The following is a 1,836-nucleotide window of genomic DNA, read 5'->3' as shown; positions in this document are numbered from 1 at the left end:
GGCCTGGCCGCCCACCAAAAAGGCTCCCTTACGCGGACCTATTACCAAGATCACGCGTCCGCTCATCGGCAGATCCGCGCAAGCGCACGCGGAGTCCTTGACGCTCCCTCGTGCGGAGCGTGACCCACCGCGACCACCGCAGTCCAATCAGGGAATATGCGTTGTCCATTCGCTGTCAAGAATCGAGTAGAGGAGCGAGTCGCGCCAGGCGCCGTTGGTGAAAACGTGGTCTCTGATTCTGCCTTCTGGTAGGAAGCCGAGGCGCGTGAGGAGTCGCTGTGATGCACGGTTGTCCGGTCCGCAGGCGGCTTGGATTCGGTGCAGGCCCAGGTCGCGGAAGCCGAAGTTCAGCATGAGAGTGCTGGCTTCGGTGGCGTAGCCCTTGCCCCAGTCTGCTCGCCTGATGGCGTAGCCCAGCTCGCCACTTCGGTCGCGTCCTAGCCCTATGCGGACGAAGCCAACGAGGCAGTCGTCGGCGTCGGCGACGGCAAGGTAGTAGTCAGGCCGCGGGTCCTGGCTCGCTCTCGCGACGTCGGCTGCCAGGCGGCTCTTCTGGTCAGCCTCGGAACGCGCGTCGAAGCTGAGCGACTGTGTGACCTCCGGGTCGCCGACAACCGCCATAGAGTCTTGGAGGTCATCGGCGCGAAACTCCCTGAGGTGCACACGGGCGCCAGTGATGGTTACGGGGTGCATCCCGCGACGCTATCGGAAGGTCGGGGTCAGGAGGTCAGGGCAGCGGCCGGCACCCGGCAGAACGACTCGATCTCTTCGCGCAGGTCGCGGGCGATCGCCGCCCGGACGTGGTGCTTGGCGCCCAGTGCCTGGTGTACGCGTTCGGCGCTTGCCACGATTCCTCCGATGCGACGGTCGGGTGCGAGGGCAAGAAGCGGTGCGAGTGCTTCGCGGGCGCCCTCAAGCTCTCCGCCATGTACGCGCGCAAGGGCTAGTTCGGCGCGTGCTCCAGCTTCGTCGCTGAACGACCTCTCCTGCGGATTTCCGTTCTCGTACATGCTCAGGGAGGCCATCGCTGCGGTCTCGGCCTGATCCTGACTGCCGTCCAAGTGCACGTACGTTCCGGCGGCATAGTAGTACTGCTTGGCCGCGGGGAAGCCAAGGATCCCACCGATGGAATCGAGATCGTCGGGCTCGTGTGCCGTGCGACTGTCAGACGCCGCATTCAGCGCGGCTTTCGCTTCTTGGCCATGTGACATAGCAGCCCAGGCGCGAGCTTCTAGGGCGGGCAACCAAGCACCGACTGATCCGCGCAAGTTCTGCGCCGTGTCGGTGCCGGATCGTGCATACCGCACGGCTTGAACTGGTCGGCCGGCCCAGTAGGCGATGAGGCTTTGAAGACCGCGCGCCCAGGCCCGAAGTCCCTGGTGGTCGGCGTTTTCGGCGCACACGTATAGCGTGCGTGCGTGGGTCATGGCCTCGTGTGTTCGACCGAGGTCGTGGCTCGCCTTGGCAATCATCCCGGAGACGACGCCCGCGAGCATGTAGAGGTCGCGGGCGAAGGTCGGCTTCTGGCTGCCTTCGAGGAGTTGGAACACCGTCTCTTGAGTGTCGATGATGTCGCCCATGATCAAGACGAGCGGGTCGTGGATGTAGGCGTTAGCGAGATGGACCACGTCGTCCTGAAGCTGGGCTATTGCCTCCGGTCCGACATTGTCGATCTCGGCGAACGTGGTGAAGCGTGCCGCACGCCGAGTTGCCATTGCGATCTGCCTTTCCAGGGTGCTGGCGGCGCTGTCGTACTCGCCAGTGAACTGATCTCAGCAAGGAATGACAGCCGATTCGGGATGACACGGGTGAATCGGTGGTTTCGGGCGGTCCTCG

1 protein-coding gene and 1 pseudogene are annotated in these 1,836 nt (G+C 64.3%); both read right to left on the bottom strand.

What is annotated here, in order from left to right:
- Positions 1–147 precede the first annotated feature (147 nt).
- Positions 148–693 carry a GNAT family N-acetyltransferase gene (locus LXN57_RS47650; protein WP_251804953.1) on the bottom strand — a complete coding sequence of 182 codons (546 nt, stop codon included), beginning with the start codon at positions 691–693 and terminating at the stop codon, positions 148–150.
- A gap of 26 nt (positions 694–719) precedes the next feature.
- Positions 720–1,742: pseudogene (locus LXN57_RS47645) on the bottom strand (NsdA family TPR-like regulatory protein); the annotation flags it as partial.
- Positions 1,743–1,836 lie beyond the last annotated feature (94 nt).

The sequence above is a fragment of the Paractinoplanes hotanensis genome (assembly GCF_023717965.1).
Lineage (GTDB): Bacteria > Actinomycetota > Actinomycetes > Mycobacteriales > Micromonosporaceae > Actinoplanes > Actinoplanes polyasparticus.
The sequence above is the reverse complement of the archived record's forward strand: the minus strand, read 5'-3'. Positions and strand labels throughout refer to the sequence as shown.